Consider the following 25208-nt stretch of genomic DNA (forward strand, 5'->3'; position numbering starts at 1 on the left):
GCTTGTTGGTCGGCCCTCCGCCCACCCGATACGATCGACACGGCGGTCCCAGCCCTCATCGGGTGTCGCCGCGCCCGTTCGGGCACCTATTCGCGATCCCCCAAGGAGACTGCCCGTGTCAGCGCCCCAGCCCATGAAGCTCATCGTCGACGGCGAAGAGAAGCAGGCGACGACGGGCACCACCGGCACGGAGCTCTTCGCGGAGCGGCGCGACGTCGTCGTGATGCGCGTGGACGGCGCCCTGAAGGACCTCGACCAGGAGCTGCCCGACGGCGCGTCCGTCGAGGGCGTCACGCTGGAGGACCCCGCGGGCCTCGAGGTGCTGCGCCACTCGGCCGCACACGTCATGGCGCAGGCCGTTCAGCAGCTGCGGCCCGGGGCGAAGCTCGGCATCGGCCCGTACATCACCGACGGCTTCTACTTCGACTTCGACGTCGAGGAGCCCTTCACGCCGGACGAGCTGAAGCAGCTCGAGAAGATGATGCTGAAGATCGTCAACGCCAACCAGCGCTTCGTACGCCGGGTCGTGTCCGAGGACGAGGCCCGCGAGGCGATGAGCGACGAGCCCTACAAGCTGGAGCTGATCGGGCTCAAGGGCGGCGCCACGGACGACGACGGCGCTTCCGTGGAGGTCGGCGAGGGCGAGCTCACGATTTACGACAACGTGGACCGCAAGTCTGGCGACGTCGTCTGGAAGGACCTCTGCCGCGGCCCCCATCTCCCCAACACCAAGCTCATCTCCAACGCCTACGCACTGACGCGATCGGCGGCCGCCTACTGGCGCGGCAGCGAGAAGAACAAGCAGCTGCAGCGCATCTACGGCACGGCGTGGCCCACCAAGGACGCCCTGAAGGCCTACCAGGAGCGCCTGGCCGAGGCCGAGCGCCGCGACCACCGCCGCCTCGGGACGGAGCTGGACCTCTTCTCGTTCCCGGACGAGCTCGGCTCGGGCCTGCCGGTGTTCCACCCCAAGGGCGGCATCATCCGTAAGGCGATGGAGGACTACTCCCGCCAGCGCCACACCGACGCCGGATACGAGTTCGTCTACACGCCGCACATCACCAAGGGCCACCTCTACGAGGTCTCGGGCCACCTCGACTGGTACCGCGACGGCATGTTCCCCGCGATGCACGTGGACGAGGAGCTCAACGAGGACGGCACGGTGCGCAAGCCCGGGCAGGACTACTACCTCAAGCCCATGAACTGCCCCATGCACAACCTGATCTTCCGCTCGCGCGGCCGCTCCTACCGCGAGCTGCCGCTGCGCCTGTTCGAATTCGGGTCCGTGTACCGGTACGAGAAGTCCGGGGTGATCCACGGGCTGACCCGCGTGCGGGGGATGACCCAGGACGACGCCCACATCTACTGCACCCGCGAGCAGATGAAGGACGAGCTCACGGGCACGCTGAACTTCGTGCTCGGCCTCCTCAAGGACTACGGCCTGGAGGACTTCTACCTCGAACTCTCCACGCGCAACCCGGAGAAGTCCGTCGGTTCGGACGAGATCTGGGACGAGGCCACGCGGACGCTCGCCGAGGTCGCCGAGGCCTCCGGGCTCGAGCTCGTGCCCGACCCCGGGGGAGCGGCGTTCTACGGACCGAAGATCTCCGTGCAGGCTCGCGACGCGATCGGACGCACCTGGCAGATGTCGACCATCCAGCTCGACTTCAACCTGCCCGAGCGCTTCGAGCTCGAGTACCAGGCCGCCGACGGCTCGCGCCAGCGCCCGGTCATGATCCACCGTGCGCTGTTCGGGTCGATCGAGCGCTTCATGGGCGTGCTCACCGAGCACTACGCCGGAGCGTTCCCGGCCTGGCTGGCACCCGTGCAGGTGCTCGCCGTCCCCGTCGCCGAGGCCTTCAACGACTACCTGTTCGACGTCGTCGACAAGCTGAAGGCCGAAGGCATCCGGGCGCAGGTGGACGCCGGATCCGACCGCTTCCCGAAGAAGATCCGCACGGCGAGCAAGGAGAAGATCCCCTTCGTCCTCATCGCCGGCGGCGAGGACCAGGAAGCCGGCGCCGTCTCCTTCCGGTTCCGGGACGGCAGCCAGGACAACCAGGTGCCCGTGGACGAGGCCGTCCGCCGCATCGTGGAGGCGGTCCGCAGCAGGGAGGCAACACGCTGATGGCAGACGGGGGGAGTCGGGACGGGAGCCCTGCCACGGGATACCCGGGGGACGCCGAGGTCACGGACCGGTTCGAGCTCGCCGGCGTGCCCGACGCCTTCCAGCGCCTGTGGACCCCGCACCGCCTCGCCTACATCAAGGGCGGGCAGGAGCAGGTCACCTCCGAGCAGACCTGCCCGTTCTGCCGCGCACCGCACCTCAGCGACGAGGAGTCGCTGATCGTGCACCGCGGCACCCACGCCTTCGTGCTCCTCAACCTCTTCCCGTACAACGCCGGCCACCTGCTCGTCTGCCCCTACCGGCACGTACCCGATTACACGGACATCGACGAGGCTGAGACCGCGGAGATCGCCGCCCTCACGCAGACGGCCATGCGCGTGCTGCGGAAGGTGTCCAACCCGTCGGGGTTCAATCTCGGCATGAACCAGGGTGTCACCGGGGGTGCCGGTATCGCCGCCCACCTCCACCAGCACGTGGTGCCGCGCTGGGGCGGTGACGGCAACTTCCTGCCGATCATCGCGCAGACCAAGGCCATCACGCAGACGCTCGGCGAGGTCCGCGAGCAGGTCGCGTCCGCGTGGCCGTCGATGGCCGACACCCCGGGACCGGTCGCCTGATGCTGAACCGCTACGCGCGTGGCTTCTTCACCCGCCTCTTCACACCGCTGGCCCGCACCCTGCTCCGCTGGGGAGTGACGCCGGACGCCGTGACCATCATGGGCACCGTCGGCGTGGCCGGCGGAGCGCTGGTGTTCTACCCGCTCGGACAGCTGTTCTGGGGCACGGTCTTCATCACGCTCTTCGTCTTCTCCGACGTGATCGACGGGATCATGGCGCGCCTGAGGGGCCACGGCGGTCCCTGGGGGAGCTTCCTCGACTCGACCCTCGACCGCATCGCGGACGGCGCGCTGTTCGCCGGCGTCGCCGTCTGGTTCTTCACCGGCGGGCAGAACGCAGCGATCGGCGTGGCGGCCCTCGCCTGCCTGGTTCTCGGCATGCTCGTCTCCTATGCGCGGGCCAAGGCCGAATCGCTCGGCTTCACGGCGAACGTGGGGGTGGCCGAGCGCGCCGAGCGGCTCGTCTCCGTCCTCGTCGTCACGGGACTGACGGGCCTCGGCCTGCACGAGGGCGTGCTGCTGGCGGTCCTCGTGGTCCTCGCGGCGGCGAGCCTCGTCACGGTCTTCCAGAGGATCAGGGCCGTCCGGCGCCAGTCCCTGGACACCCGGCGGGCGCCGTCGGATCCTTCCGGAGCGTCGCGGGACGCCTCCGGCGACTAGGGGCCGTGGGCCGCGCTGCGCAGCGCCTTCCCGTAGTGGCGGTCGGAGAGCAACGGCGGGATCCTGGACAGCACGTCGTTGACCCGGTCCGACCGATCCTGACACCGTGGTGTCCTGTTCGTGCGATTCCCGGTGACAGGACGACCACCGGTCAGCACCCCCCGCTGCAGCACATCCCGTGGCACCGATCCCGATCCGGACACCGCTGGTCTCCTGGATCCCCCTACCTGACGGGACACCGACGCCGTGCATGCGATGACAACCGAGTGGTATCCGCTACGGGTCACCGCGCCGCCCCGACCCCTGGTCTTCGGCGACCACGCGATCGCCAGGCGCCTGGGCAAGGAGGGGTTGCCCGACTGGGCCATCGGGGAGACGTGGGAGGTCAGCGACGTCGACGGCAGCCAATCCACCGTGATCGAGGGACCGCTGGCCGGGATGACCCTCCGCGAGCTCGTGAGCCGTGACCCCGGAGGCTTGATGGGGCCGGGCTGGTCCGGTGACTTCTTCCCGTGCGTGCGGGGGAGACCATCTATGTCCCCGGTGGCACGCTGCACAGCTTCGGCCCTGACACCCTGATCTACGAGATCGAGCAGACCTCCGACGTCCAGCAGCACGCGACGCGCTGGAACATGCAGGACGGGTCCCCGGTTCCCGATGAGGACTGGCACGCCGGCTCTGCCGAGCCCCTACGCCATTTCTTCGCCACGGCCCAGATCCTCACGAACGTCGGCGCTCCCGTGCGTGTGCGGGCCGGGGCGTGGGACCAGGAACTGGGGCGCGCCCAGACCCTGCTGTTGCCCGCGGCCGTGGGCGAGGTGGAGATCGCCGGTCCGGCTGATGTGCTCCTCGGCTACCTTCCGGATCTGACCCGCGATGTGATCGCCCCGCTCAGTGCCGCCGGCTACTCGCCGGCGCTCATCGCGGCCCTGGGCGAGGGTCTGGAGCCACCGGCCTGAACGTGCTCGAGGACGGTGGAGCGACTGCCCCGCCCTCCGCGTCAGCCCCGGGTGCTGTCCGCCCGGCGTCGAGCCGGATGACGTGGTCCGCTGCAGCGAGCGCCACGTCGTCGTGGCTCACACAGACGACGGTGGCTCCACGGCCCTGCTCTGCGCGCAGGACATCGGCGACCACGGCGCGCGTGACGTCATCGAGGCCCGTCGTGGGTTCGTCGAGCAGCACGATGTCGGCGCGTCGCGCCAGCCCCTGGGCGAGCAGGGCGCGTTGCCGCTGGCCGCCGGAAAGGGTACTCAACGAGCGGTCCTGATGGTCCCCCAGACCGACGAGGTCGATGCACTCACCGATGATCCGCCGGTCGTCGGCACGCAGGCGGCGCATCAGGCCGGCGTCGGCCCACCGCCCCATCGTCACCACGTCGCGCACCGTCAGCGGCATGCGGTCGGAGACCTCGCTGCGCTGTGCCACGAGCGCGCGGCGCCTGCGCAGCGGGAGGGACACCGTGCCGCGGCGGGGCACGAGCAGGCCCGCGAGAACCGCCAGCACCGTCGATTTCCCCGACCCGTTGGGGCCGGCGATCGCCGTGACGGCCCCCGGCTGGATGGACAGGGAGACGCCGCGGAGGGCATCGACGCCGTCGTGGTCGAACCACACGTCGGTCAGCTCGAGCAGCCCTGCGTCAGCCGGAGCCGGTCCGTTCGGGGGTCGGTCGGTGGGCCGGGCAGCGGGCCGGACGGACGAGGTTCGAAGGAGGGGCATGGATCGAAACTAGCACGTTGAGAATGATTCGCATTTAAGTCTAGGGTTGGGGCGTGCCCTTCCTCCTCGAACCCTTCACCAGCGACTTCATGCTGCGAGCACTCCTCGGCGGCTCGCTCTGCGCGGTGATCTGCGCCGTCGTCGGCACCTGGGTCGTGATCCGGGGGATGGCCTTCCTGGGCGAGGCGATGGCGCACGGGATGCTGCCCGGCGTCGCCCTCGCCACCCTCGCCGGAGTGCCGGTGATCCTCGGGGCGGCGGCCAGTGCCCTCGTCATGAGCCTCGGCGTGAGCGTCCTGGCCCGGCGGGGACGCCTGTCCCACGACACGAGCATCGGCCTGTTCTTCGTCGGCATGCTCGCCGCGGGGGTCATCGTCATCTCCCACTCCAGGAGCTTCGCGACCGACGCGACGGCCATCCTGTTCGGCGACGTGCTGGCGATCGGCACGGAGGAGATCCTGGTGCTCGCCGGTGCCCTGCTCGTCACCCTGATCGTCGCGGTGGCCTTCCACCGCGCCTTCGTGACCCTCGCCTTCGACGGCAGGATCGCCCAGGTCATGGGGTTACGCCCACGGCTCGCCCAGGTACTCCTCGTCGGACTGGTCACGCTCGCCGTCGTCGCGTCCTATCAAGCCGTCGGTGCTCTGCTCGTCATCGGACTGCTCCTCGGCCCGGCCGTCGCCGCCGCTCCCTGGACCACGCGCGTTCCCGGCACCATGGCCCTCTCGGCACTGATCGGCGCAGTCTCCGTCCTCCTCGGGCTCCTCGCCTCCTGGCACTACGGCACGGCCGCCGGTGCCTCGATCGCCCTCGCGGCCATCGGGTGCGCCTTCCTGTCGAGCACCCTCCGCGGCCTCACCCGCCGCCCCAGCAGCCCTGCCCGCTCCACCAGCCCTGGTGGGCGGTCCGCCGGTCCGACGCCGGCACCTCCCTCACAGAAAGTCCTCCGTGCGAACGCCTGATTTCCCGCTCGTCCCTCGTCCCGTGCCCGTCCTCCTGCTCGTCCCCCTGCTCGCCCTCACCCTGGTCTCCTGCTCCTCGCCGGGGCCCGCCGGTGGCGCCGTCGCGGATCCTCCGGTCGTCACCCCTGCATCGGTCCCTCCATCGATCGGCGACGGTCATGGGACGCTCGAGGGCTCCACGGAGGTCGCGGAGCCCCAGCTCCACCTGATGACCCTGGATCCGCAGGGCCGGATCGGCCTGCTCGACCTGGCCGACGGGACGACCAGTGATGCCGGCCAGGTCCCGGACGTCAGCTCCACCTCGACCGACGGACGCTACCTCTTCGCATCCTCCGCCACGGGCGGAGCTCTGACAGTCGTCGACAGCGGCATGTGGACGTGGGACCACGAGGACCACTTCCACTACTACCGCGGCGGATCGAGAACCGTCGGCACCGTGGAGGGCCTGGGCGAAGCCGTGGTCACCTCCGGCACCTCGGCCACCGGCGTCTACTTCCCCGACAGCGGCGAGGCCACCGTGCTCGACAACGACGCCCTCGCGAAGGGGGAGCTCGGCGTCCGTGCCGAATTCTCCGTGGAGCCGTATCCCGGCATGCTCGTCCCGCTCTCGGACCTCACCCTCCTGACCCGACCAGGCGTCGGCGGGGCAGCCGCCTCGGTCCAGGCATACGACGCCGACGGCGAGCCGGTCGAGGGCGCGACCGCCGACTGCATCGACGCCCTGGGCACCATCACCACGTCGGTCGGCGCCGTGATCGGGTGCGACGACGGTGCGCTCCTCGCGACCCTCGACGGCGGGGACGTCGCGTACGAACGGATCCCCTACCCGGCCGGCACGGATGCGGCGAGGGCGACGGAGTTCCGGGCCCGCGAGGGACGGCCGACCGTCGCCGCGGTGGCGGGGGACCAGGGCGTCTGGCTGCTCGACACGCGTGAGCGGTCCTGGCAGCTCGTCCGGACCGACGTGCCGCTCCTGCAGGCCTCCGCCGTGGACGACAGGGAAGGGCACGTCGTCGCCCTCGCCGAGGACGGACGGGTGCTCGTGCTGTCCGCCGACTCCGGCGCGACACTCGCCGCGACGGAACCCCTGCTGACCGAGACGCTGAAGAACCCTGCGCTCCTGGCCGGCGTGGAGCTGATCGCCGACCAGCACCGCGTGTACCTCAACGCTCCCGCCGAGCAGCAGCTGTTCGAGATCGACTTCGCCGACGGTGCCCGGATCGCCCGCACCTTCGACACCGACACCGTCCCCGCGCATCTGGCAGAGGTCGGCCGATGACCCGGACGCAACGGCAGCAGGCCCTGGTGCTGGCTGCGACGACCCTCATCAGTGCCTCGGGGTGCGCCGCCGCCGGGAGCGACGAGCCGGTCATCGTGGTGACCACCAACATCCTCGGCGACGTGGTGCAGAACGTCGTCGGTGACGAGGCCGAGGTCCGCGTCCTCATGCAGCCCAACGCCGATCCGCACTCCTTCGAGATCTCCGCGCAGGACGGCGCCATGATGAGGCGGGCGGACCTGATCGTCACCAACGGCCTCGGTCTCGAGGAGGGCCTGCAGCAGCACATCGACAGCGCCCGGTCAGAGGATGTCCCCCTGCTCGTCGCCGGCGAGGTCATCGAACCCCTCGACTACGCCGACGGCGACTCCGGAGGGGAATCGGAGGGTGCACCGGACCCGCACTTCTGGACCGATCCGGCGCTCATGGCCGACGTCGTCGACGAACTGGAGCAGCAGGTCCTCGGCATCGACGGCATCGATAGCGAAGCCGTCGAAGCCGCTGCTGCCACCTACCAGGCAGACCTCGCAGAGCTCGATGCAGCCATGACCGAAGCCTTCGCGACGATCCCCGCGGACCGGCGGAACCTGGTGACCAACCACCACGTCTTCGGCTACCTCGCGGAACGCTACGACTTCCGCATCGTCGGTGCTGTGATCCCGGGCGGTACCACACTCGCCTCGCCCAGTGCCTCCGACCTGCGCGACCTCGTCGCGGCCATCGAGGAGGCGAGGGTGAGCACCATCTTCGCCGAGTCCTCCCAGCCGGACCGGCTCGTCCAGGTCCTCGCGGACGGCGCGGACCTCGACGTCGACGTCGTCGAGCTCTTCACCGAGTCGCTCACCGACCCCGGCGAGGGTGCGGACACGTACCTCGCCATGATGCGCATCAACACCGAGCGCATCTCCACCGGGCTCTCACCCTGAGATCCGACACCACAGGAAGAACGATCATGACAGTCATCCCGCTCACCGGACGCTCACGGCACCTGTCCCTCGCCGCAACCGTCGCCACGTCCGCACTGCTCCTGACAGCGTGCGGATCCTCCTCCGAACCGGCGTCGGAGGCGTCAGCCGCACCGGAAACCACCACCTCGGCCGCAGCTGCATCGCCCACTCCCCGCGTCGCCCTGACCTACGACGGCGGCATCGTCGTCGTCGACGGGACCACGCTGGAACCCGTCGGCGATCTCCCCATCGAGGGCTTCACGCGCCTCAACCCCGCGGGAGACGGGCGCCACGCCCTCGTCACCGTCCCCGCCGGCTTCCAGGTCCTGGACCTCGGCACGTGGACCGACTCCTCCGGCTCACAGCAGGCGGAACCGAAGCTCACTGACCTCGTCTTCGGCGCGGACACCGCGGGCCACGTGGTCCAGCACGGCGACAAGACCGTCCTCTACGCCGACGGCACGAGCGACACCACCATCTACACCACCGATGATCTCCTCGAGGATCCCGGGAGCCTCCCGGCGACCGAGGTCATCCCCGGCGGCGATGCCCACCACGGTGTCTCGATCGTCCTCGAGGACGGCACCTTCCTCACCACCGTCGGAACCTCAGAGAGCCGCTCCGGCATCAAGGCGCTCGACGCCGACGGCAACGAGATCGCCACCAGCGACCAGTGCCCCTCCGTCCACGGCGAGGGGACCGCGATGAACGAGGTCGTCGTCTTCGGCTGCAGCGATGGCGCACTCGTCTACGACGGGGGAGAGATCACCAAGATCGACGCCCCGGACGAGTTCGGCCGCATGGGCAACGCCTACGTGAGCGAGACCAGCCCCATCATCGCCGGGGACTACAAGTCGGACCCCGACCTGGAGGGCTACCTGCTGCACCAGCTCACGCTGATCGACACCGAGACCAAGACCATGAAGGTGATCGACCTCCCCGAGGGCGTCGAGTACACCTTCCGCGACGTGGCCCGCGGCCCGGAGGACGAGGTGCTCATCCTCGCCTCCGACGGCGCCCTGCACAGCATGGACGCCGAGAACGGCGAGATTACCACCTCGATCCCCGTGATCGACCCGTGGCAGGGACCCGCCGAGTGGCAGGACCCGCACCCCGCGCTCAAGGTCGTCGGAGGTACCGCCTACATCACCGATCCGGCGTCGAAGAAGCTCCACGCCGTCGACATCGCCACGGGCGGGATCACGTCCTCGGACGAGCTTCCGGGCGCGCCCAACGAGATCGCGGCCGTCGAAGGCTGACCGACCGGTACGGCAGGGGGTCAGGACGCAGACGCGAACGCCGGCCTGGCGGATGTGCGTGAAGCGACTGTCGTGTGGAGCGGTGCCAGCGCCGCGCCGAGTGCCGAGAGGTACTCGGCGCGGCGCTTCGGCGAGATCCTGGACACAGGCGCGGACGGGGTGCCCGCGGTGTCGGCGTAGTGGGTCGCGAGTCCGTCCTGCAGCAGCCGCAACGCCTCGGATTTCTGCTGCGACACGGCCGAATGGGTGGTGCCGAGCTCCGCGGCGACCTCGGTGACGGACCTGCCCTCGAAGAAGACCTGCTCGATGATGTGGCGCATGCGCCCCGGGAGATGCATGACGGCGGCCCGCAGATGGCGCACCTGCTCCTCGGCGAGCAGCGCGGTCTCGGGAAGCTGCTCGACAGCGGGAACGATGTCCAGCACGGTCTCGTCGAGCGCCTGGATCGAACGGCCGGCGTCGTCGAGTGCCGCCTGCACCTCACGGCGGCTGACACCGAGCGTCATGGCGAGCTCATCGACCGTCGGTGTGCGACCGAGCGACGCGGCCAGCGCGTCCTGCGCCGCCAGGGTCTCGCCGATACGGCGCCGGACGGACCGGGGTGCCCAGTCGTTGGACCGGAGCTCGTCGGCGAACGCGCCGGTGATCCGGCGACGCGCGTAGGCGCCGAAGGGCACGCCGAGTGTGGGATCGAACGAGTCCGCGGAGGTGATGAGCGCGAGCGCACCCACCGATGCGAGGTCGTCCCTCGAGAGGTGTGTGGCACGGGCGCACAGGGCGGAGACGAGATATCCGACCAGAGGCAGATTGGCGACGATGAGTTCGTCGCGGTCGTGTGAATGCATGAGCAAGCTCCCCAGCTGCTTCGATGGCATCGCTGTCCGCTGGTGTCCGGCAAGGGTCTGCCGCGGCGGCAGGATGTCGCTCTGAAGCTATCAGCGGGTTCCTGCGGGAGGGCTGCGCTGAGCCAATCCTGCCCAAAGGTTGAGTATCTTGCGCTAACGATCGGGGTGACAGGGGAAACGCGCACCTCGACCGACGTCACTGCCGTCGCCGGGGACCACGGACCGCTCCGGGCGTCGGCCGATGATTCCGCTCTCCCCGGTCCGTCCAACCAGCATCGGACAACGACGCGGGAGGACACGCGATGACCCACCGCAGTGGATGGCTGCCGGACGATCTGCACATCGTCTCCGACGCGGACCTGCTCCTGCTGCAGCACGGGGCCCAGTCTCCGTGCCGGCAGGGAACAGCAGGTCGGTTCCGGGCGTCGCCCTGGTCCGACGGCCTCGAGCGCGTGCTCGACGAACTCGAGCGCCGGGGCCTGGTCGCGCCAGAGTCATGACGGGGTACCGGTCTCCGGGTGCACCTGAGCGACCGTGAGGGTGGCTCCGTCGTGGAGACAGAGCCGGGCCGGAGCACCCCTACCACCAGGCCCCGGTCCGGGATCGGGCGCAGTGGTAGGGGTCGCGACGTATCCGGGACCGGGCTGGTCGCCTAGGCGAAGGTGGCGGCGTCGATGACGAACCGGTAGCGGACGTCCGAGGCGAGGACGCGCTCGTAGGCGTCGTTGATCCTGTCCGCCGGGATGACCTCGATCTCGGCACCGATGCCGTTCCGGGCGCAGAAGTCGAGCATCTCCTGTGTCTCCGCGATGCCGCCGATCATGGAACCGGCGAACGAACGGCGACCGCCGATGAGTGCCATCGCATTCACCGGCAGTGGCTCGGCAGGCGCGCCGACGTTGACGAGGGCGCCGTCGACCGTCAGGAGTCCCAGGAAGGCGCTGATGTCGATGCTGGCGCTGACCGTGTTGATGATGAGGTCGAACGAGCCGGCCAGGTCGGTGAACGTGGTGTCGTCGCTGGTGGCGTAGTAATGGTCCGCGCCCAGGCGGAGGCCGTCCTCCTGCTTCTTGAGGGACTGTGAGAGGACGGTGACGTCGGCGCCCATGGCGTGCGCGATCTTGACGGCCATGTGGCCCAAGCCGCCGAGACCGATCACGGCGACTTTCTTGCCGGGGCCGGCGCCCCAGCGGTGCAGGGGTGAGTAGGTCGTGATACCGGCGCAGAGCAGGGGAGCGGCGGCGTCGAGCCCGATGCCCTCGGGGATCCTCAGGACGAAGTCCTCGGTGACGACGACGTGGGTGGAGTAGCCGCCCTGGGTGATGGTTCCGTCGCGGTCGGTGGCGCCGTAGGTGCCGACCATCCCGTTGACGCAGTACTGCTCGTCGCCCGCCGTGCAGTTCCTGCACTCACCGCAGGAGTTGACCATGCAACCGACGCCGACGCGATCGCCGACCGAGTGCTTGGTCACTTCGGAGCCGACTTCCGCGACGACGCCGGCGATCTCGTGTCCGGGTACCAGCGGGTAGGGCTGCGGACCCCAGTCACCCTGCACGGTGTGGATGTCGGAGTGGCAGATGCCGGCGTACTTGATCTCGATCAGGACGTCATGGGGGCCGACGTCGCGGCGTTCGATGGTGGTGGGGGCGAGGTCGCCGTCGGCGGAGGGTGAGGCGTAAGCGGACACGGTGGTGGTCATGTGTTTTCTCCTTCTAGGGGCATTCAGTTGCAGGTCACGGCCGCCCGGCCGTGGTCCTGGTCGACGATGTGGGGCATGAAGTGGGCGCGCCTGACGCGCGGATCGACGGATCCTGTGTCGGGTGGGTGCCTACTGCTTCTTGGTCTTCTTGAGGTCGTCAGCCAGGGAGCGCGCTTCATCCGACAGTTGCGCGGCCCTGGAGTCGTCCCCGGCCTGCACGGCCTGCCAGTAGTCGATCTTCAGTGCGACGTAGCGTTCGCGCAGGGCGATGGACTTCGCCTCGATGGCCAGCTGTTCCTGCTGTGCCTTCAACAGCTCGATCTGCTCTGGGGCAGCAGCCGCCCCGAGCGTCCCGTTCCCGATGTAGCGACGCATGTCGCTCACCGACATTCCCGTTGCGCTCAGGCAGGAGACCCAGGTCAGCAGATCAAGGTCCTCCGGCGTGTAGACCCGGTGCTTGCTGGTCGCGCCCCGAGAGATCGGCGTGATCACACCGATCGACTCGTAATAGCGCAGCGTGCTCGCCGGCAGTCCCGTCAGGGCCGCCGCTTCCTTGATCGTGTAGGTTCTCCGGATGGTCGGTGCGCTCATCTCCTCAACCATAGGAACTTCAAGTACTTGAAGACAAGCTGAGGCCGGCAGGGAGGCTGTTGAGGATCAAGGACACAGCAGAGGGGTGTCAGCCTGCGCTGACAGCCCCTCTGCTGGGTGTCCTGGCAGCTACCGGGTGGTCATGGGGCCGAAGGTTGCGTCGATGTCGGCCATCTCCATGTCCGCCGTGGCCTGGATCAGGGCGAGCAGCTCGGGATCCAGTCCGGGGGCGAACTCCTCCAGCCGCTCGGGGGCGATCTGCGACGGCACACCCTCGGGGGCCTGCTCGCTGGCGTCGAGGGTCGTCCCGTCGTTCGACGGGGACAGCCCCTGGTAGATCTTGCCGGCCTCCGACTGTCCCTTGAGATCGAAGGTGTACTGCTTGCTCTGCAGCCCGAGGTCGAGGAGCTTCTTGACCTCGGGGAACTGCTCGGCGTTGGTCTTCGGGATGGGTAGCAGCGACTTCCAGTTCACGCCGAGGGTCTCGAGGGCCTTGGCGTAGCCGTTCTCGTGGGCCTGGTCGCGGACGATCAGGTAGGAGATGGTGGAGCGGGCGGTCTTGTTCTCCGTCATCTCGTACATGCGGCACTTCTGCAGTCGGCCGGTCGCCTCGAGCATCAGGTTGTACAGGAGGTCCAGGGGGAGGTTGCCCGAGTTGTAGACGTAGCTGCCGCTCCAGGGATTGCCCGCCGAGTCGACGGGCAGGGCACCCTGCGCGCCCACGAGGTAGTGGTGGATGTTGCCCTGGGACAGGGCGAGGTTCAGCGGGATCGCGCCTCCGGCACCGGGGGTGTCCAGCGGGTCGTCGAGTTTGCCCTGGTAGCGCGGAGACCCGTCGAGGAGGCGGGAGATGGTGGTGCCGATCAGCTCGACATGGCTGATCTCCTCAGTGCCGATGCCCTGGATCAGGTCGCGGTAGGGCTTGGCGGCGGCGCCGCGGAAGTTCATGCTCTGGAACAGGTACTGCATCATGGTGCGCATCTCGCCGAACTGCCCGCCCAGGCCCTCCTGGAGGGCGTTGGCGGCCGCGGGATCCGGCTCGTCAGGGATGATCTCGTTGATGAGCTGCTGGACGTGGAAGAACATGGAACCTCCTGATGACAGGCGGAAAAGGAAAGCCGCCTTACCTTCACCCTTCACTGCCGGACCTGAGAGCACAAGTGGGCGGTGACCAGCTGTGAGCGAGCTCGAACGAATCTCCGGAGTGTGCACTGGTGCCCGGGGGCACCAGGGACCAAGCAACCGCTCGTGGGATCGCTCACGTGGACGCTCACATGAGGGACAGGGTGAAGGAGAGGACAAAACCGGCGGCAGTGCTCATGGCCACTGCTGGTCCACCGTGTTCGTAGGCTTCAGGCATCAGGGTGTCGGCCAGGGACGCGATGACAGCACCGGCGGCGAAGGCCAGGGGCAGCGAGATGGCTTCCGGGTCTGCCCCTGAGAGGGGACCGGCGCCGATGAGGACAGCGACAACCAGGAGGACGGCACAGGCCCCCCACAGCCCGAGGATCCGCTGGGTGGACCGGCCCTGGGACCGCATCGACGACGCTCCGACGAGGGCTTCGGGGAGGTTGGAGACGAAGATCGCGGCCAGGAGGGCAAGGCCTCCGGTTCCTCCGCCCAGTGCCACACCGAGGGCCACGTTCTCCGGGACGCCGTCCAGGGTGACGGCGGCAAGAAGGGCCAGGCCTGCCGCGCCGCGTACTGAGGCTTTGGAGGCTGACTGGTCCGAAGCGGCAGCGTCGGTGTCCAGTTTCGCACTGCCTTCATGCTCATCGGCCGGTGTGGGATCCTCGCCTGCTTGGGCCCATCGGTCGAGCAGGGCACTGAGGACGGTGAAGACGAGGGCGCCTGCGAGCAGGCCCAGTGCCGCGCGCCAGATACCGCCCTGTTCGAACGCATCCTCGAACAGTTCGAAGGCCAGAGCGGTGATCAGCGATCCTGCGGCAAAGGACAGCAGGATAGCCAGCACCCGTTTGGGAAGATCGAACCGCACACCGATCAGAGCGCCGATGATCAGCGCGCTGGAGGCCACCACACCGAACAGCAGCGACATCATCATGCGGCAAGTATGCGACCACTACACGAACCAGGCCAGCGACGAGCGACGCCTCCCGATACACGAGGGAGCGGACCCGTTCCTGGTCACGATCGGTGCAAGCGGGGCCCGAATGCCTGGGCGAGGAGATCCTCGGCGTGAGGGTTGGGCAACCACAGCAGCTTGTGCTCACTTCCGTCGGTCATCCTGATACGCAACCGGGAAGAGCTGATTCCGGGCCGGTAGTCGAGAGTGTCGATATCGTCGCGGCCGAGGATCAAGGCCTTCGGCTGATGATCGAGCTCGCCCGCCCATGTCTCCTTCTCGACCTCGACCACCGCGCCTGGTGCGGGACGGGTACTGGCGAACTTCTTGCCCGCCGCCTGCACCGCGAGGAGTCCCAGGCCTCCTGCCGCAGCGGCGGCACCGCCTATCGCACCACCTTTCGCCGCGGACCTCAGGGTGAGCTCACGCCGACCGATCCGAACCACGTGATCCGGTGTCAGCCACAGTTCACCATGGCCCCAGTTCAGCCAACCCGTCGTGCAGGAGTCGGCCAGGAGAGCGATCCTCACGCCTGCCACCGTCCAGCGGATCCTGACATCACAAGAGAGGCAAGCATCGAACTCCATTCAGGAAGGAACCAGCGACTGACCAGCAGGGACGCTCCGAGCACTCCTGTGCGCGGAAGGCGGCAAGAGCGCGCCGATGCCATGAAGGCTACTGAGGGACGCGTACCTCGTGCACGAGTACCACCTACCCCACCCAGCCAGGCAGCTACCCGCGTTTCTCGTGCGTGATGGTGCGAAGGAAGGTCGGGGCAGAGTTCCGGGCCGACGCCGGGTCAGCCGAGATGGCTCACCTGGTCTTCGATGGCCACGGTGCCCTGGACAGTGGTGTTCCCGGTGTGTGAGGTGGTGACCGTCTCGATGAGGACGATGTGTACTTCCTCCTTCGCTACAGGGTTGTGCCGGACACCGCGTGGTACGACGTGGAACTGGCCCGGGCCCAGTTCCACGTCGTCCTGTCCTTCGATCTCGATCCGCAGGTGTCCTGAGATCACGAGGAACATCTCGTCCTCGTCGTCGTGGGCGTGCCAGACGAGTTCTCCGAGGAGCTTGGCGACCTTGATGTACTGGTCGTTGACCTGCCCCACGACTCGTGGGGTCCAATGCTTCACGACGTGCTCGAGCTCGCCGGCGATGTCTGTCGTTGATAGTCGTGTCATGGCACCAGTCTTCCCTGAGTGCTCCTCGAGCAGGAGTCAGAGGGCGAAGGCAAGGTCCGCTCCAACCACTTTGTTCGTCTCGTCCCACAGATCGCGGGCGAGGTTCTCGTTGCGGGCTGTCCGGGATGGCCGGCGGATCGTCGGGTATCCCTTGATGCTCGCCAGACCATCGGGGCCGACATAGGACCCGCCGGGGACGTCCTGTGTTGCCGCGTACAGCGTGGGCAGGGCGCCCTGCTCGACGGTGTTCAGCAGCGGCCCGAGGTAGTTGATGCGGCCGGTCAGTCCGCCGGCGTGCGAAGCGAGGCTGGTCCGGGCGATTCCCGGGTGGGCTGTGATGGAACGAACGGGACTGTTCACGGCCGTCAGGCGCCGCTGGAGTTCGCTGGAGAACAGGACGACGGCGAGTTTGGAATCCGCGTAAGCGGCCAGGTCGTCGTACTTCCGTGTCTTCCACGCCAGGTCATCGAGGCGGACGTGCCCGGTGCGGTGAAGCTGGGACGACAGGGAAACGACCCGGTCGGTGATGTGGGGCAGAAGAGTCCTGGTGAGGGCAAATGCGCCGAAGTAATTCGTCGCCATCTGCAACTCGAGCCCGTCACGGGTGTGAGCGAGGGGGACCTGCATGATGCCGGCGTTGTTGATCAGTACGTCGATCGGGTCGGACCAGTTCCACCCGAACTCGCGGACAGACCCCAGATCCGCCACATCCAGGTGGCGGATCTCGATCTGCCCCTTCGTGGGCCCCATGCCGCGGAGGATGTCCGCTGCTTTCTGTTCATTGCGGACCGCCATGACCACATGCGCGCCGGCGCGAGCAAGCTCCCGTGTCGTCACTTCGCCGAGACCTGCCGTGGCCCCTGTCACGACGATCGTCCTCCCGGTCAGGTCCGGCAGATCCGCCGTCGTCCATCGAGTACTCATTGCTCGCTCTTCTCTTCGTCCGTGCCCGGATCGGGTTGGTGGTCAGGTGACGTCGGGTAACGCTACGGAGATGGTCGGGCCCGAGGAAGGGCCCGTTGATCCTCTGACTACCAGGCAGGGGCTGGGCAGTGGCTGACGTAGGACGCGTGCTGGAAACTACTCGTATGGAGAGAACCGCGCTGGCCGATTTCCTGCGTTCCAGGCGGGAGAAGCTCCAACCCGAGGACGTCGGCCTGGCCAGGGGTGAGCGGCGTCGAACGCCGGGGCTCCGCCGGGAGGAACTCGCAGCACTGACCGGAATGTCCGCTGACTACTACTCACGGATGGAGCGCGGTCACAGCCCGAGACCATCGGAGCAGATGCTCGCCGCCCTCGCCCGTGGCCTGCGCTTGTCCCTGGAGGACCGCGACTACCTGTTCCGCCTGGTGGGCTACGACACCCAGCGGCGTGTACGCCGCACAGACCACGTGGACGTTGGACTGATGCGCGTCGTGGACAGACTCACCGACACCCCTGCCGCCGTCCTCAACTCCCTGGGCGAGACACTGTTCCAAACCCAGCCGGGGCTGGCGCTCCTGGGCGACCATCGGGCTCACCACGGACTGGCCCGCAGCGTCGTCTACCGGTGGTTCACCGACACCGGTGAGCGGAACCTGTACCCGCCTGAGGACCACCCCAAGCACTCACGGGTCCTCGCCTCTCAGCTGCGGCAGGTCCTGACCCGAGAAGGCCCCCGATCCCGTGCAGCCGACATCGCCGACGCCTTACGGGACAGCAGCACCGAGTTCGCAGAAGTATGGGCGGAGCACCCGGTGGGATGGCGTTACAGCGAACACAAACGCCTCCTCCACCCCGATCTGGGAGAGCTGACCGTCCACTGCCAGAGCCTCCTGGACCCCGAACAGACCCAGACCCTGCTCGTCTTCACGGCAACCCCGGGCACCGAGAGCCACAACAAGCTCCAGCTGCTCTCCGTCATCGGAACGCAAGACCTGAGCCCCTCCGACGGTGACAGCGTATGAGGCGTTTCCGTCAGTAGACGGGGCTGATCGTTGAAGCGGTGTCGAGCGATCCGGAGGCACAGGATGCACCAACAATCACCCGATCGACGATCGATCGACCGGACTTCGCTTCTGTGTCGGACATGCCGCTGGTTGAATGGAGCCCGAGGCTTGAATGACCAACTCAGGGGATGTGGCATGACACGAATTACCAGTGGAGCCGGCGAGGTCTGGGATCGGGGAAGGTGGCGGAATCCGCCCGTGCGTGCCGTCGCTGAGGGGCAGACTCTGCGGGTGACCGCAGCTGAGAACAGTGACGCCTGGAGACACACCTCGTATGGCTTCGTCCATGACAGCGCGCATGCCTTACTGGCTCCGCTGCCCGCCGAGAGTGCGGTGGAGGTTTCATTCCTCCTGGACTACACCGAGCAGTTCGACCAGGCGGGGATCTACCTTCACGTATCGGATTCGCTGTGGATCAAAGCCGGTGTGGAGGTATCTGATGGGATCCCTCAGGTTGGGGCGGTTGTCACACATGGCGCCTCTGACTGGTCGGTGGCACCTGTCCCTGAGTGGATCGACAGGGAGATCACAGTGCGCCTCAGCAGGGCCGGTAACGCCGTCACGATCCGGGCCCGCGCCGGGGACGAGCCTTTCCGACTCATCCGTGTCGCCCCTCTGGATGAAACCGTGAGTGCCGAGGGCGGCCCATTCTGCGCCTCTCCCACTCGGGCTGACCTCACGACCACCTTCACCGGATGGGTTGTCACCGATCCAGATGCGTCGCTGCATCCCGACCACGGCTAGAGCCGCAACCTCCGCGGATCTCCTCCTGGTCGTCGGTGTCCTGGTACCGGCTGTCGTCGTCGTGTTTCCCGGGCCCTGGGGTTGCGGGCCGTCCGGATCGGAGCAGCGAGTGAGTCGAGTGCTGTGATGAACAGTCGCCCGGCCGACGAGGATATCGAGTACCGGATGGAGGCGCGAATGAGCAGCGCACAACCGGCTGCAATCCCGAACGCGTGGCGCTCGTCCAGTCAAGCGACCCTGGACGGATCCGTGAACGGGCGCGGATCAGTGTTCGTCCTTGCTCACTTCGTGTCATTCCTCATGGCGATCGCACGCCACGCTCTGGCTCCGAGGAGGAAGGCAAGGGTGGCGATGACGATGGGGACGACGAGCCAGGCCCAGTCGCTGGTCCAGCCGATGCCGACGGCTTCGGCGGTGGAGTAGGCGGTGACTTCGATGGTCAGGAATCTGGCGTGGGCTTCGCTGGAGCCGAGGGACTCGACGGCGGCGAGCATTCCGAAGACGTAGGACAGGAACACTGTCCAGTAGATCAGGAGTGCTGCGCCGGCGGTGATGATGCCGACGGACCATAGGGGCCTGCGGCGCGTGTCGTCGGCGTACTGCTCAGCGAGTGCTTTCGGTGATCCGAGGTCCCGGAGGCTGGAGGACATGTCCCGGGGATCACTTACCAAAGACTGCCGGAGGTCTTTCACTGTCGCTCGACGCGCCTTGCCCGGTAGGACCCCTTCCAGGTGCCAGTCGAGTTTGGTGAGGTACAGGTCGGCCCGTAGTTTCTCGCTGATGGATCGACGACGGGCGGGAGTGGGTTCAAGGATCCTGTCAGGCATGAGGTGCGTGCTCCTTCTCGGTGGCAGCGTGAACGGCTGTGGCCACGACCTGCCACTGGTCCTTCACTGATGCTCGCGTGGTGTGGCCTGCTTCTGTCAGGGCGAAGTACTTCCGCGGTGGTCCGTTCGTCGAGGGAACCATGCGGGTGGTCACCAGTCCGTCCCGTTCGAGTCTGCTCAGCAGCGGGTACATCAGCCCGGTCGTCACTTCCAGGCCCAGGTCCTCGAGACGCTCGATGAGCTGGTAGCCGTAGGACTCCTCGTCGGCGAGGAGGGTCAGCGTCAGCAGTGGCAACGCTGCCCTGGTGAGTTGCGCGTCTTGCTGCGCCTTGATTCTCGACATAGTAATAATAAAACATTAATACTGAAGAGGCACAAGAGCGGCTGGGATCTGCTGTTCACGCTGCCCGTAGGCCGGTCCTTCACCGGGCGAGATGCGGGGCAGCGGGTCTCCAGGTCTCGGTGAAGACCCCGACCGGCGACGGCTCCAGCGTCGTGGTCACCCACACGTGGTGCCGTGGTCACTGGCGGCTCGATGTGTGTGGTCCGATGCGGCTAGAAGTGCGAACAGTGGTGTCGAGGCGATCAGCAGGTGGCGTGACCGGTGCGTGATGTCCCGGTGGCGAGCAGCAAGGGCCGTGGTGAGCTGCTCGGGGTCCTGCCCCGCCCGTAGGGCCGGGAGTAGTTGCCGGATGCTGGGAATCGGCTGGCCTACTGCTCGCAGTTGCTGGACGATCCGTACCTCCCTGACCTGCGCGGGGGAGTAGCGCCGGGACCGTCCGGCCCGCGGTCGGGACGGGCAATGCCTTCCGAGTCCCAGAAGCGGAGTGTCGACGCTCGGATACCCAGGGCCGTTGCGAGCTCTCCGATCGTGAAGGCGTCGTCGTCGCTGCTTCCCCCGACGGGTTCGTCAGCGATGTGCAGAGCAGCGTCCTGTGCGCGTAGGAGAGACTCCCGCTCCAGACTGAGGTGTTGATGCGCCTCGTCCAGTGCCGCCAGGGTGTCTGCCTCGTCCTGTGTCTGCAGGTCGCGCAGGAACTGCTTGGCGCTGACTGGACCGAGGGCGACGGCGAGAGGCCGATAGGCACGGACGGCCTGCACGTGCAGGAGCTGATACTGCCGGTACCCGGTTGCTGAGCGATGTGCCGGCGGGATGACGCGTTCGCGCTCGAGTTTGCGTATCTGCTGCACGGAGTAGTCGGTGAGGCGGGCGACGTCGACGGTGCGCAGCGAAGGGGTGTGCAGAGTTCTCACCTACCAATGCATCCTGGGCGGGGAGAAACCCGCCACAGGGAGTTTAATAGCAGGCTTTAACCATGGATATGTCGACGATCATCGAGATGGTTGGGGAGTGGGAGGGTGCCCTCGTGGTTCGCCCTCTCCCGGGTGACAGGACACCGGAGATCGCATGGGGCGATACCTTCTTCTACTACGAACCCGGTCACGTCATGCCGGTGAACCGGCAACCGTTCGCGACGATCGTCACGAAGGACTATCCCGACGATGATCGGTCGAAGTTGCATCGGGAAGGCCACTACCGGGTCAACATCCACCCGGGGAAGGGTTCGTTCTCGACGTGGACGGCAGACAACAGGTCCAGCCCGGACTCGACCGACACCATCTTCGCCCACCCCGTCTACGGGGATGCGGGGTGGCTTGCGGTCGTCAATCCCGGCTCGAGGACATCGGACGCCGTGCGGGCCCTCCTGAGGGAGGCTTTCGAGCTGGACCGGGACCGGTACGAGCGTCGCCACCTACCGACGAAGGAAGGCAATGACTAGCATCTCCTGCCCGGGTCGGCCGCGGGAGCTGCGCTTCAGCGGGCTCACCAACGCGCCACGCCGACGCTCCGGCGCGTGGAGCCCTCCAGGAGGCACGTTCTCGTGATTCTTCCCGAACTGCGCGACCCCCGGTTCGTCACGCTCCGTCGTGGAGGCACCCTGACTGACGATGATCATCACCTCCTCGCTCTCTGGGCGGCCCTGTGCGCCGACCACGTCCTCGGCCTGTTCGAGTCGATCCGGCCCGATGACTCGCGCCCGCGGCTCGCGATCAGTGGAGCCCGGTCATGGGTTGCGGGCGACCTGACGATGATGGAGGCTCGCGCCGCCGGAGGGCATGCGATGGCAGCGGCGCGGGATCTCGTAGGAGCTGCACGCTTCGCCGCCTACGCTGCAGGGCAGGCCGGTGCTGTTGCTCATGTCGCAGCTCATGAACTCGGAGCGGCGGCCTACGCCATCAAGGCCGTACGGGCAGCCGTACCAGGAACCAGGGAACGTGCCGCAGGGCGGGCGGAACGTGACTGGCAGCGCGACCAGCTGCCTGCCGCGATCCGTGACCTGGTGCTGGATGACCAGCGGTTGCGCAACGACATCTGTTGGCACGTGTTCGACGACTCCCGCTCGATCTAGAGCGCGGCGACCCTGCGGCTCACCCGCGTCGGCGCAACGCGCATGAGGGTCGGAAGCATTCTGGATCCTCCCGGCAGGGCCATGGGCCGTCGGTGGTCCAGGGCGTCAAGAGTCGCGTCGGCGACGGCCGAGGGAGGAAGCATCCTCCCGGTCGTGCCGGCGTTCATGGGCGTGTCCGTCGTCGGAGGGAGCACCTCGAGCACATGCGTGCCACGAGGTGCGAGTTGTCTGCGAAGGCCGTCCGCGAAGCCATGGAGCCCCGCTTTGACGGCGCCGTAGCTCGGGGCCCGGGCAGGCGACACCAGCGCGAACCCCGAGGTGACGAAGACGATCGCCTCCATCCTCGGCCAACGGGAGAGGGTTTCCCCGGTGAGGTGGATGGGCGCGCTCAGGTTGAGGTGCACCTCCTCGTCCAGGTTCTGTGTGGCGTGAGCGGCCACGGTGAAATCGCGCTCGACGAAGGTCCCGGCGTTGTTGACCAGGATGTCAAGGCGCCCGTACCGCTCCGTCACCGCATCGAGCATGGCCGCGCGCTTCGCCTGATCGGTCACGTCCGCCCGAAGGGCCAGGATGCCAGGGTGAGCGGAACTCATCCGGTCGAGGGCCGCCTGGGATCGTCCGCAGACCGCTACGGTGTCTCCACGACGCAGGAAGGCCTCTGCGAGAGCGAGACCGATACCGGAACTGCCACCGGTGATGAGGACGACTCGTCGGGCGTTCATGATGTATCTCCTTGATCATGGTGGATAGTTGGTATCCACCAGATACCGACCCTAGGACCGGAGACGGAAACCGTCGAGGAGGCACTTTCGTGAAACTAGATGACCTACGGGAAACCGCCGACTGCAATCGAGCCACGGAGACGCTGGCCAGGGTCGGCGACAAGTGGTCGGTCCTGGTCTTCATGCAGTTGGAGGATGAGACGGTGCGCTTCGGAGAGTTGCGACGCAGGATCAGCGGAATATCGCCGAAGATGCTCGCCTCCACCCTCCGCGGCCTCGAGCGGGAGGGCTTCGTCGTCCGCACCGTGCACCCGACGAAGCCACCGAGCGTCGATTACGCCCTGACCGCTCTGGGTCGGGAGATGGCAACCCCCATCCGGGCGGTCGGAACCTGGGTGCTGGACAATATCCATCGCATCGAGGACGCGCGTCGACGCTTCGACACCGAGCACGCGGCATCGAAGGCACCGGTCCGGTAGCCGTCCACGGCACAGGCGTGAGGGGCATCGCCGGGGCAGGCCCGCACCACGCCAGCGAGCAGGGCAGGGCCGCCCTGCGTCGTATCATGGAGGGTCAGCTTTTATCTACCTTGAGGGGCAAATCGTGTCCACCGTTGAAGACCGTTCGGCAACCACAGCTCAGACCGGCGGCAACCGGGTCAAGCGCGGCATGGCCGAGATGCTCAAGGGCGGCGTCATCATGGATGTCGTCACCGCCGAGCAGGCGCGCATCGCCGAGGACGCCGGTGCGGTAGCCGTCATGGCGCTCGAGAGGGTCCCCGCCGACATCCGCGCCCAGGGCGGCGTGTCCCGCATGAGCGACCCCGACATGATCGACAAGATCATCGAGACCGTCTCCATCCCGGTGATGGCCAAGGCGCGCATCGGCCACTTCGTCGAGGCGCAGGTGCTGCAGTCCCTCGGAGTCGACTACATCGACGAGTCCGAGGTCCTCACACCGGCCGACTTCACCAACCACATCGACAAGTGGAAGTTCACCGTCCCCTTCGTCTGCGGTGCCACCAACCTCGGCGAGGCGCTGAGGCGCATCAATGAGGGCGCGGCGATGATCCGTTCCAAGGGCGAGGCGGGTACCGGCGACGTCTCGAACGCCACGATGCACATGCGCAAGATCCGCTCGGAGATCAACCGCCTGTCCTCGATGGCGGAGGACGAGCTGTACGTCGCGGCCAAGGAGCTCCAGGCACCCTACGAGCTCGTGAAGGAGGTGGCCTCCGCCGGTCGCCTGCCCGTGGTCCTGTTCACCGCGGGCGGTATCGCCACCCCGGCGGACGCCGCCATGATGATGCAGCTCGGCGCGGACGGCGTCTTCGTCGGCTCCGGCATCTTCAAGTCCGGCAACCCCGCGGAACGCGCGAACGCCATCGTCCAGGCGACCACCTTCCACGACGACCCCGACGTGATCGCCAAGGTGTCCCGCGGTCTCGGCGAGGCCATGGTCGGCATCAACGTCGACGAGATCCCGCAGCCCCACCGTCTCGCGGAGCGCGGCTGGTAGTACCGGAGCGTCGTACCGGAGCGACCGGCTCAGCCGATCGGAGGACCGCAGCCCGCCTCGGGCTGCGGTCCTCTCCGCGTCGGGGGCCGTCCCCGGTGCTGCCTGGGTCCCCGGGCTACCTGCGGACGGGGACCGACGTCGGAGACTCCGGCTTCCGTCGGGGCGTCGGACACGGCGCAGTAGATCTCACGCAGGTCGGGCCCCGCAGCAGGATGATCAGGCGTGCCTCGGCCTCGTGGCGACCGCCGCATGACCGGTAGCCGTTGCGCGGCAGCGCGGCAGCGGCTCGGGCGCGCTCAGAGACCGAGCGACCAGGTGCGGCCCCGGCCGAGCAGGGTGAACCCGCGCCGGGAGAGGAACTCGTAACCCTCCGGCGTCGCGTTCACGGCGAGGTGCACCGCCCCGGCCTGGCCGGCCGCCCGGGCTGTGGCGCTCAGGAGGGCCGTCGCGAGACCGCGGCGCTGGTGGGCGGGAAGCACCTCGAGGTGGTGGATCCCGCCGAGCCCGTGCAGGCCGGGATCGCCGGAGGGATGGAACGAGTACGCCGCCCCCGAGATGTTGCCGCTCACGGCGTCCCGGGTCACGGCGTGCCAGGCCTGGCGCGGCTCCGACCGGACCACCCGCAGTTCCTGCGCGAGCGGTCCCGAGTAGTCGGGCACCTCGGTGGTGAGCACGGCGCCGTCGTCCCCGGACCGGACGACGGCGGAGACCGGGGCCGTCATCCACCACGGCTGCCAGCTCGGTGCGAACCCGAGGGGGCGGAGGTCCGTGGCGTCCACCGCGCTGTTGAGCCACACCCGGGCCGAGGTGGCGCCAAGCCTCATGCCCTCGGCGAGGGCCGGGCGCACCGCGGAGGCACTGACGGCGTCGGGGAACATCATCAGGAGTTCCCGCCGTGCGGGCAGCCACACCCAGGTGCAGCCGTGCGTGGAGAACGTCTTGCCGCCCGTGGCTGCGGCGAGCGCGGCGTACCACGCGGCCTGGAGCCGCTGGGACTGCGCGATCGTCACCATCGGGCGCGGCCCGGGCC

Annotated in this window: 29 protein-coding genes and 1 pseudogene; 16 read left to right on the forward strand and 14 right to left on the reverse strand. The window is 67.9% G+C overall.

The window, feature by feature from the left end:
* Positions 1-133: 133 nt before the first annotated feature.
* The 5 genes from thrS to V6S67_RS07460 all read left to right on the forward strand — a co-directional run bounded on the left by thrS (position 134) and on the right by V6S67_RS07460 (position 4363).
* Complete coding sequence (thrS, locus tag V6S67_RS07440) at positions 134-2128, forward strand: threonine--tRNA ligase (RefSeq protein ID WP_442884868.1); 1995 nt, start codon at positions 134-136, stop codon at positions 2126-2128.
* Positions 2128-2745 carry an HIT family protein gene (locus tag V6S67_RS07445; RefSeq protein WP_334209632.1) on the forward strand — a complete coding sequence of 206 codons (618 nt, stop codon included), beginning with the start codon at positions 2128-2130 and terminating at the stop codon, positions 2743-2745. Before thrS ends, V6S67_RS07445 begins: the two co-directional genes overlap by 1 nt.
* Complete coding sequence (pgsA, locus tag V6S67_RS07450) at positions 2745-3404, forward strand: phosphatidylinositol phosphate synthase (RefSeq protein WP_334209633.1); 660 nt, start codon at positions 2745-2747, stop codon at positions 3402-3404. The genes V6S67_RS07445 and pgsA overlap by 1 nt, the downstream gene beginning before the upstream one ends.
* A gap of 255 nt (positions 3405-3659) precedes the next feature.
* Complete coding sequence (locus tag V6S67_RS07455) at positions 3660-3983, forward strand: hypothetical protein (protein WP_334209634.1); 324 nt, start codon at positions 3660-3662, stop codon at positions 3981-3983.
* Positions 3917-4363: a hypothetical protein gene (locus V6S67_RS07460; protein ID WP_334209635.1), complete on the forward strand. Its 447-nt coding sequence runs from the start codon at positions 3917-3919 to the stop codon at positions 4361-4363. The genes V6S67_RS07455 and V6S67_RS07460 overlap by 67 nt, the downstream gene beginning before the upstream one ends.
* On the opposite strand, the gene aztA is transcribed toward V6S67_RS07460, so the two are convergent.
* Positions 4323-5120: a zinc ABC transporter ATP-binding protein AztA gene (gene aztA / locus V6S67_RS07465; RefSeq protein ID WP_334209636.1), complete on the reverse strand. Its 798-nt coding sequence runs from the start codon at positions 5118-5120 to the stop codon at positions 4323-4325. The genes V6S67_RS07460 and aztA overlap by 41 nt on opposite strands.
* Before the next feature lie 53 nt (positions 5121-5173).
* Between aztA and aztB the strand changes: the two genes are divergently transcribed.
* The 4 genes from aztB to aztD are packed head-to-tail and all read left to right on the forward strand — an operon-like array spanning position 5174 to position 9567.
* Positions 5174-6082: a zinc ABC transporter permease AztB gene (gene aztB, locus V6S67_RS07470; protein WP_334209637.1), complete on the forward strand. Its 909-nt coding sequence runs from the start codon at positions 5174-5176 to the stop codon at positions 6080-6082.
* Complete coding sequence (locus tag V6S67_RS07475) at positions 6069-7361, forward strand: ABC transporter (RefSeq protein WP_334209638.1); 1293 nt, start codon at positions 6069-6071, stop codon at positions 7359-7361. Before aztB ends, V6S67_RS07475 begins: the two co-directional genes overlap by 14 nt.
* Complete coding sequence (gene aztC, locus V6S67_RS07480; protein ID WP_334209639.1) at positions 7358-8287, forward strand: zinc ABC transporter substrate-binding protein AztC; 930 nt, start codon at positions 7358-7360, stop codon at positions 8285-8287. The genes V6S67_RS07475 and aztC overlap by 4 nt, the downstream gene beginning before the upstream one ends.
* A gap of 26 nt (positions 8288-8313) precedes the next feature.
* Positions 8314-9567: a zinc metallochaperone AztD gene (gene aztD / locus V6S67_RS07485; protein ID WP_334209640.1), complete on the forward strand. Its 1254-nt coding sequence runs from the start codon at positions 8314-8316 to the stop codon at positions 9565-9567.
* A 20-nt stretch (positions 9568-9587) separates the two neighbouring features.
* Here the strand turns inward: aztD and V6S67_RS07490 are convergent, their stop codons facing one another.
* On the reverse strand, positions 9588-10412 hold the full coding sequence (locus V6S67_RS07490; protein ID WP_334209641.1) for a sigma-70 family RNA polymerase sigma factor: 825 nt from the start codon (positions 10410-10412) through the stop codon (positions 9588-9590).
* A 302-nt stretch (positions 10413-10714) separates the two neighbouring features.
* On the opposite strand from V6S67_RS07490, the gene V6S67_RS07495 reads away from it, so the two are divergent.
* The gene (locus V6S67_RS07495; RefSeq protein ID WP_334209642.1) at positions 10715-10912 is read left to right on the forward strand and encodes a hypothetical protein; all 198 of its coding nucleotides are present in this window, start codon (positions 10715-10717) and stop codon (positions 10910-10912) included.
* Positions 10913-11064: 152 nt separating this feature from the next.
* Here V6S67_RS07495 and V6S67_RS07500 read toward each other — a convergent pair whose 3' ends face one another.
* From V6S67_RS07500 to V6S67_RS07530, 7 genes are all read right to left on the reverse strand, one after another.
* Entirely contained in the window at positions 11065-12111 is a 1047-nt protein-coding gene (locus tag V6S67_RS07500) for an NAD(P)-dependent alcohol dehydrogenase (protein ID WP_334209643.1), read from the reverse strand.
* 129 nt (positions 12112-12240) lie between these two features.
* Positions 12241-12702, reverse strand: coding sequence for a MerR family transcriptional regulator (locus tag V6S67_RS07505; RefSeq protein ID WP_334209644.1), 462 nt, complete (start codon positions 12700-12702; stop codon positions 12241-12243).
* Between the two features lie 129 nt (positions 12703-12831).
* Positions 12832-13788, reverse strand: a complete 957-nt coding sequence (locus V6S67_RS07510) for a manganese catalase family protein (RefSeq protein ID WP_334209645.1) — start codon at positions 13786-13788, stop codon at positions 12832-12834.
* A 184-nt stretch (positions 13789-13972) separates the two neighbouring features.
* Positions 13973-14764 (reverse strand): ZIP family metal transporter, encoded by a 792-nt coding sequence (locus V6S67_RS07515; RefSeq protein ID WP_334209646.1) that lies wholly within the window; start codon positions 14762-14764, stop codon positions 13973-13975.
* An 83-nt stretch (positions 14765-14847) separates the two neighbouring features.
* Positions 14848-15372, reverse strand: coding sequence for a hypothetical protein (locus tag V6S67_RS07520; protein ID WP_334209647.1), 525 nt, complete (start codon positions 15370-15372; stop codon positions 14848-14850).
* A gap of 212 nt (positions 15373-15584) precedes the next feature.
* Positions 15585-15968: a cupin domain-containing protein gene (locus V6S67_RS07525; protein ID WP_334209648.1), complete on the reverse strand. Its 384-nt coding sequence runs from the start codon at positions 15966-15968 to the stop codon at positions 15585-15587.
* 36 nt (positions 15969-16004) lie between these two features.
* Positions 16005-16892, reverse strand: coding sequence for an SDR family NAD(P)-dependent oxidoreductase (locus V6S67_RS07530; RefSeq protein WP_334209649.1), 888 nt, complete (start codon positions 16890-16892; stop codon positions 16005-16007).
* Positions 16893-17056: 164 nt separating this feature from the next.
* On the opposite strand from V6S67_RS07530, the gene V6S67_RS07535 reads away from it, so the two are divergent.
* Together V6S67_RS07535 and V6S67_RS07540 are read left to right on the forward strand one after the other, a co-directional pair.
* The gene (locus V6S67_RS07535; protein WP_334209650.1) at positions 17057-17914 is read left to right on the forward strand and encodes a helix-turn-helix domain-containing protein; all 858 of its coding nucleotides are present in this window, start codon (positions 17057-17059) and stop codon (positions 17912-17914) included.
* 177 nt (positions 17915-18091) lie between these two features.
* On the forward strand, positions 18092-18700 hold the full coding sequence (locus V6S67_RS07540; protein ID WP_334209651.1) for a DUF1349 domain-containing protein: 609 nt from the start codon (positions 18092-18094) through the stop codon (positions 18698-18700).
* A gap of 281 nt (positions 18701-18981) precedes the next feature.
* Here V6S67_RS07540 and V6S67_RS07545 read toward each other — a convergent pair whose 3' ends face one another.
* From V6S67_RS07545 to V6S67_RS07555, 3 genes and pseudogenes are all read right to left on the reverse strand, one after another.
* Positions 18982-19527 carry a hypothetical protein gene (locus tag V6S67_RS07545; RefSeq protein ID WP_334209652.1) on the reverse strand — a complete coding sequence of 182 codons (546 nt, stop codon included), beginning with the start codon at positions 19525-19527 and terminating at the stop codon, positions 18982-18984.
* Positions 19520-19870 carry a PadR family transcriptional regulator gene (locus tag V6S67_RS07550; protein WP_334209653.1) on the reverse strand — a complete coding sequence of 117 codons (351 nt, stop codon included), beginning with the start codon at positions 19868-19870 and terminating at the stop codon, positions 19520-19522. Before V6S67_RS07550 ends, V6S67_RS07545 begins: the two co-directional genes overlap by 8 nt.
* Before the next feature lie 156 nt (positions 19871-20026).
* Positions 20027-20781: pseudogene (locus V6S67_RS07555) on the reverse strand (MerR family transcriptional regulator).
* Between the two features lie 68 nt (positions 20782-20849).
* Here V6S67_RS07555 and V6S67_RS07560 point away from each other — a divergent pair.
* Both V6S67_RS07560 and V6S67_RS07565 read left to right on the forward strand, forming a co-directional pair.
* Positions 20850-21308, forward strand: a complete 459-nt coding sequence (locus tag V6S67_RS07560) for a DUF6194 family protein (protein WP_334209655.1) — start codon at positions 20850-20852, stop codon at positions 21306-21308.
* Between the two features lie 102 nt (positions 21309-21410).
* Positions 21411-21938, forward strand: coding sequence for a putative immunity protein (locus V6S67_RS07565; RefSeq protein ID WP_334209656.1), 528 nt, complete (start codon positions 21411-21413; stop codon positions 21936-21938).
* Here the strand turns inward: V6S67_RS07565 and V6S67_RS07570 are convergent.
* A complete protein-coding gene (locus tag V6S67_RS07570; protein ID WP_334209657.1) occupies positions 21935-22660 on the reverse strand; it encodes an SDR family NAD(P)-dependent oxidoreductase in 726 nt (241 codons plus the stop codon). The genes V6S67_RS07565 and V6S67_RS07570 overlap by 4 nt on opposite strands.
* An 89-nt stretch (positions 22661-22749) precedes the next feature.
* On the opposite strand from V6S67_RS07570, the gene V6S67_RS07575 reads away from it, so the two are divergent.
* The gene (locus V6S67_RS07575) at positions 22750-23139 is read left to right on the forward strand and encodes a winged helix-turn-helix transcriptional regulator (protein WP_334209658.1); all 390 of its coding nucleotides are present in this window, start codon (positions 22750-22752) and stop codon (positions 23137-23139) included.
* 124 nt (positions 23140-23263) lie between these two features.
* On the forward strand, positions 23264-24178 hold the full coding sequence (gene pdxS / locus V6S67_RS07580; RefSeq protein WP_334209659.1) for a pyridoxal 5'-phosphate synthase lyase subunit PdxS: 915 nt from the start codon (positions 23264-23266) through the stop codon (positions 24176-24178).
* A 296-nt stretch (positions 24179-24474) separates the two neighbouring features.
* Here the strand turns inward: pdxS and V6S67_RS07585 are convergent, their stop codons facing one another.
* Positions 24475-25191 (reverse strand): GNAT family N-acetyltransferase, encoded by a 717-nt coding sequence (locus V6S67_RS07585; protein ID WP_334209660.1) that lies wholly within the window; start codon positions 25189-25191, stop codon positions 24475-24477.
* Between the last annotated feature and the right edge of the window lie 17 nt (positions 25192-25208).

The organism is Arthrobacter sp. Soc17.1.1.1 (genome assembly GCF_036867195.1).
GTDB lineage: Bacteria > Actinomycetota > Actinomycetes > Actinomycetales > Micrococcaceae > Arthrobacter_D.